This window comes from uncultured Rothia sp. (assembly GCF_937976295.1).
In the GTDB taxonomy this organism is placed as follows: Bacteria; Actinomycetota; Actinomycetes; order Actinomycetales; family Micrococcaceae; genus Rothia.
This window is the reverse complement of record NZ_CALJRY010000353.1, coordinates 1-6,246: the sequence shown is the minus strand read 5'-3', so window position 1 is coordinate 6,246 and position 6,246 is coordinate 1. Positions and strand designations below refer to the sequence as shown.

General features: G+C 56.3%; 3 protein-coding genes. All 3 read right to left on the bottom strand.

Annotated elements, in window-relative coordinates; translation table 11 throughout:
- Positions 1–108: 108 nt before the first annotated feature.
- Positions 109–1,944, bottom strand: a complete 1,836-nt coding sequence (locus Q0216_RS09470) for an S-layer homology domain-containing protein (RefSeq protein ID WP_298594847.1) — start codon at positions 1,942–1,944, stop codon at positions 109–111.
- A 418-nt stretch (positions 1,945–2,362) separates the two neighbouring features.
- Positions 2,363–5,608, bottom strand: a complete 3,246-nt coding sequence (locus Q0216_RS09465; RefSeq protein WP_298594844.1) for an S-layer homology domain-containing protein — start codon at positions 5,606–5,608, stop codon at positions 2,363–2,365.
- 236 nt (positions 5,609–5,844) lie between these two features.
- A partial coding sequence (locus Q0216_RS09460) for an S-layer homology domain-containing protein (RefSeq protein WP_298594842.1) occupies positions 5,845–6,246 on the bottom strand: 402 nt, incomplete at its 5' end.

The following is a 6,246-nucleotide window of genomic DNA, read 5'->3' as shown; positions in this document are numbered from 1 at the left end:
GGAGGCACAGAAAAGCCGGGCCAGCGGGATAAAACCAACGTCTCATCACCGCCAGCCCGGCATAATCTTTAGACCCTAGAGACTAGCCCTAGCAGACCCTATAGAGCTCTAGCGGACCTTGTAGTTCATCAAGAAACCAGCCAGCTCACCACGGCTCACCAGCGCAGTCGGGTGGTACTCAGAACCCGGGAACACCTGCAGCTTCTGCTGCTTAGCCCACGTAATCTCACGGTAGAACGCAGAACCGACCTTCACATCGGTGTACGGCGCCTCAGTTACAGCAACCGGCTTCTTACCGTCAAAACGGTACAGGAACGCCGCAACAGTAGCATTCGAAATGCCGGCATCCGCGTGGAACTTACCATCAGACCAACCGAAAGTAATGCCCTTCTGACGAGCCCAAATGTACGCAGCGTAGTTCGGATCATCAGTCTTTACATCCGGGTACGGGCTAGTAGCCGGCAGAGCAACCTTCGGGGAACCAGCCATACGGTACAGTGCAACAGTCAGCTCACCGCGGGTCGCATCATCATTAACGCCGAACCAATCCTTCTCACGAGAATCAATCAGCTTCTGATCAGCAGCCCACAGAACAGCCTTGTGGTTCGCGTGAGCAGCCGGAACGTCAGCGAAACGCTCACGAGCCTTCTGGTTCGCAGACTCACCAGTCAGAGTCAGATAATCAGCCGCGATGCGCTCGCTGCCACCATCGGCGTAGTTCACGGTCACGAAAATAGCGTAGTGGCTATCAGCATCCAGCTTGGTGCCGTCAACATTAACGGTCGTCTCAAACGCGCCGGTCGCCACACGGGCGGCGTTCAGGGTGATGCTCTCCAGAGCCTCACCGGTCGGGTTGCCGTCAGCCTCAGCAGCCGAGAACAGCACGTTCACGGTAGCGCCAGCAGGGACGTTGAAATCCTTACCCTTCACACGGATAGTGGTCGAAGAGCTCAAATCCACCGTGTCAGTGCTCAAAGAAACCGAAGGAGACGCCTTCTTAACGTTTTCGCCGTTCACCGGCACAAACGCCTGAGTGCTCAGCGCCTGGCTGTTCGCCTCATCGTTATCTTCCGGAACGTTGAACTCGAAAGTCTGCACAACATAGGAGCTGCCAGACTTCAGGGTGCCCGCCGGGATGTCCAGAACAGTCGAGAAACGGCCGTTGGTGTAACCCATGTACTGACCGAAGAAAGCAGAGTAGGAGGTGAACTTAGCCTCCGACTGAGCCAGCGCGGGGCCGGTCGCCTTACCGGTCGCCGGATCAACCGCACGAACCGCAACAATCAGCGACTCGCTACCGTTGTACGAAATGTTCTGGAAACCGGCACCGTTCACGGTGACCTTAGTGTTCTCAGAAGCATTCACTGACGAAGCGCTGTACGACAGGGTCGGGGAATCAACGGTGGGAACATCCGCAACCTTCAGCTCGGTACGAACCTCATCCGCGGGAATCCAGCCGTCTTCAGCGTCATCGCGGTAACCGAGCACAACATCGAAGGACGAGCCATTGGCCTCCAGATAGTTAGCGCCGATAGAAGCGGTCAGATTCACGGTGCCGTCAGCCGCAAAAGCGGAGGCGGGAACATCCTGAACATAGAAGGGGTAATCACGCGGACGGTGCGGCGGGAAAGCAACGCTTTCACCCTTAGGAACAACGTACAGGCGGAACGACTTGCCCTTAACGAAATCCTTGGAGAAACCGGAGCCGCTAACCGTCACGTTGCCGCCCTTGAGAATATCAAAAGTGCCGGAGGTAACCTGCAGACTCTGAGCACCCTGAGCCTCACCCTGCGCGACAGCCTGGGCTGCTACCGGAGTAGCAGCAGGAGCCGCAAACGCGGGGGAGAGGGGCAAGAGCATGGCGCCCGCCAAAGTGAGGGCGCAGCCGCTCTTAGCCATGTTTTTGGGTAGCGCAAAGCGCATGTGGCTGGGAAGCGAGGACATTGTTATCCAATCAGTTTTATCGGTGTCGCGCATCGAGTGTGGTGCGCATAAACACCGTAGCAAATAGTTAAGACGTGCTGGAACCTGAAAGGTCATCAGCGCGAAAAATGTCTGTGTGTTTTATCGCATGTCTTAAGGTGAAGTATAGCTTTAAAAAGTATGTGCATGACGTGGAAAATATGCCTAAATATTGTGCTGATAAGCACAAACACTGGTCACTGTACAAAAAAGAAAGCACAAAAAACCCACCGCATTCGAAAAATTCGCACCTATGCAACCTCTGCAGGTTGAGAATATTCACAATGCGGTGGGCAAGGCAACATAAAAGTCACCCACAATAAAAATGGCACATAAACAGAGCCGTAAAGTCACCTATTTGACGAAAGCCAACCAAAATGGCTAACACCACGGCGAGACGCTACCGGAGGTGGCTGCCGCCGTGGTCCATGCGGTACAGCATCAACGCCAAATCAGCAGAGGAAACGAAAGACCTATCAAAGTCCTCATAGGCGTATTCCCCGTCAACGCGGTAACCCCACATGCGGTGATCAACAGCCCACTGAGCCTCACGCCAGAAAGCGCTACCCTGACGAACCTGATGCTCCCAGCCGCCAGCACTCCGGGGCGCATCATTACCGCCCGGCAAGCTACTGCTCTTCGGTAGTGAGGCAGAGGTCGGCGCCTTCGGCGTAACCTGGCCCATCGCCTTCTGATACCTGTACAAGAATGCCACCGTCGACGGGGTCGAAAGCTTCGCCTCCGGATGGAACTTGCCGTCCGCCCAGCCGAAGGTAATGCCCTTCTGACGAGCCCAAATATACGCGGTGTAGTCCGGGTCGCTCGGTGCCACATCCGCGTAAGGGCTGGTTGCAGGCAGTTCAACCTTCGGGGAACCCGCCAAACGGTACAGCGCCACCGTCACATCGCGGCGCGTCATACCGCTATGCCAGGACTGCGGCGAAGGATCAGGCAAAATCTCACGATCAGCAAACCAACGTTCAGCCGCCTGCAACTCATCCTCACGCGTCAGCTTCAGAGGAATATCCTCGACATCAAGCTGCTCCACCGACTCCGCGGCACCATCCTTACCCGAAGTAACCTTCTCCAAGACCAGGCGATACGAACCCGAATAGTTCAGCTGCTGAGCAATCGTCAGATTCAGCTCCACCCTGCCATCCTGGATGCGATCGGCGGGGATTGCTTGCTGGAACACCGTCTGACCGGTCAAACGTCCCTGCTCATCAACATGCTGCACCGAGAGGCGGTATGAACCTTCACCCGGCGCAGACAGCCCGGTAGCGCGCGCCGTAAACGAGTTCGTCTTCGCGTACGGGCTCAGCCCCACCGACCCAAGATGCAGAGTGGGCCCCGCAGAGTTCTGCTCGGGAGAATGCACCGGAAGGAACTCCACAACATCATTCAGCATAGAACCCGGAGAATCTTCCATGCCGGGGTAAGGCAACCCGCCACCATACATGCCAATAAAGTAGAGCTTGCCCGGCTTCAACGTACCCGCAGGAATCTTCAGATCCGTGCTGAAATAGTTATTGCGGAACCACCTAGACATAACCCCGTAGTACGTGTAGTCCACCTGCTGAGTGAACACAGGCTCACCCACCATCTTTCCCGTTGCAGGGTCAGCCTCATAAATAGCGATGACCGACGAATCATTAGAAACCTGTTCCCTAGCCTGCACGAGGACATGGCGTCCCTCAACCCGCAGCGTCGTATCCTTCCACGGGTCGTCGATAGCGGATTGGCTGAAGGTGTAGGTTCCACGGGTCGGCTGCGCATCCTGAACCACATCGATATGGGCGCGGACATACAAACGGTTCGACCTACTCGAAGGTTCCGGCTCAAATTCATCCGACGGGTAGTACGTCATCACCACATCGAAAAGCTCACCGTCGGCAGCCTCAACGTACTGCGGGGGAACCTCAAACGTGTAGGTGAGGCTACCGTCCGGGTTCTCACGCACCTGAGGCTCCAAGTCCTTGATAGCCCCGCCGTACTCGTCGAGAGGCGCATAACTATTGTGCTCTGCATACACGTACACCGATCCGCGCTGCACCAGAGCCAGCTCGTAGAAAGTGTACTTCTTGCGGAATTCAGCGTTCAACGGGGAAGTCGTCACCGACACCGTGCCACCCTGAGAAATATTCAGGGTTCCCGAAGTCACCTTCAATTCAACATTCGCCGGGTTCTCCCAATCAACAGCATCAGCAGCAAGAGGCGCCATCGGAAGCTGGGTGCTCACCGTGAACTTATGGCTACCGTACGAATACTCAGAGTCCGAGAACACCACACGCACTTCAGCCACTGAACCGCGAGAAGAAGGCCTATTGTAGGAATCGCCGTGAACCTTATACTCAACCTCAACCGTCAGAGTGCCGTCAGCATTGCGGGTTACCAGCTCATCACGCTTATAGTACTGGCCCGCTACATCATTCTTCGCGAAAGATGCCATCTCGCCAGAGGTAGCGTTATAAATCCCCACAGAGTCAATGTAGTACCCCAGGTCAACCTCGGGGGAAATATTAGAAATAGTCACCTTATAGACGCGGTCCTGACCCGGATCAAAATCCTGCGCAGCAACAGAAACCTTCGGCAGGGTGTTCCTGAACGAATTATCCTGATACGCCATGTGTGCGGGGTTATTGCCCACAGGAACGAAGGGGAACTTACGCCTCAGCTTGCTCCAACCGTGGGTTTCTACACCTGAAACACCCAGGGAATATCCCTTACCGGACTTCAGGACTCCCGCGGGGATAGTGATTTTCTTCTGGAAATAGCCGTTCGGAATCAGGCCCTTGAAAATGCGCTGATTCTCTTCCGTATCCGGCGCCTTCAGCTCACCAAGCGAAGCCACATTATCGTTCGTGACCTTTCCCTGCTCATCATGCTCGGACAGGGTGAACTTCACGGAGCTGACATCCTGAAAACCGGTACCCGTCAGCGTCACCTCAATCGGCTGACCGGAAGCGATCTGCTCCTCAGAAATAGCCGAAACATCATAGGTGATGGAGGGGAGCTCCGCCTCCGGGAGGTTATACTCCACCGGCAGTGCTGCACGGATGCGGTCCTCAGTGTTCCACGCATAGGGGTGCGCCTCATCTACGGGGCGGTAGGTCAGAATGACCTCGTACTCCAGACCCGCCGGCAGGCTATTCGCCGGAACCGTCAGGTCAGCGCTGAAACTGCCGTCAGCAGCCGGTGCCGGGGCGTCAAAGACAAGGCCGCGGTGATCGATCTTCTGGTAGGGGTTAGCGTAGGTTGAAGAGCCCTTCGGTGCAATCGTGAGGCTACGCAGCTCGTGATGCGCCAAGAACTCGGGGCTCAGCCCGGTACCCTCCACGTGCACGGTACCGCCGTGAAGAATGTCGAGGGAGCCGCTGGACACGCGCAGGGTCGGCAGGGAAGCATCCTGCTTATCACCCTGGGCAGGTTTGTTCTGCGCAGGTTTATTCTGAGCGGGTTCGTTCTGCTGCACGGGCGCGTTCTGCACGGGTGCTTCTTGAGGCGCAGCCAGCGCAGCGGGAGTAATACCCGCAAGCGGACTCAAACCCAGCAGCAGCGACAGGCTGAGCACGCGTGCGCTCGCCGGGTGGCGCGGGGTCTCAGAATGGTGCGGGGCACCTCGTGGGGCGAAGAATGAAGACATCATAATCCCATCTACAAAATTTATACGGTGATTGAAATGAGTGAGTAGATGAAGTGAGTGAAGAAGTTGAGCGGATAGAACCTGAAAGCCAGACTAGGGGAGAAGACGCCCCGTAAAGCCTGGCGCCAGGCAAGAGAAGTCGCCGGGGAGGGGGAAACAAAGGGTTGCACCGGCGGGCTGAAAAGCCGAACTACGTCGAGCATCCCAGCCCACAGGTTACCCCTCACCACGACCGGGCGTTACCTGAGGCGGCTGCCGCCGTGCTCCATACGGTACAGCATCACAGCCACCTGACGGTACGACATCTTGAAGCCGCCAAAGTTCTCATAGAAGTAACCTTGATCAGGCATGTAACCCCAGATACGTTGCTCAATAGCCCAGCTAGACTCACGTGAAAAAGCAGTCTCCGGGCTGATCCAGAGCCGCCAATGAGAGCTAAGCGGGAAATGCGTCTGTTTCTTCGGGTTAGAGTCCGGCAGTGAAGGAGACGTCGGTAAGCTTGGCGACACCTCCCCACGGGCTCGCTGATACCTGTAGAGGAACGCGGCCGTGGAACGATCCGAAAGCGGCTCATTCGGGTGGAATCGACCATCAACCCAGCCGAACGTAATACCCCGCTGACGAGCCCAAATAATAGCGGT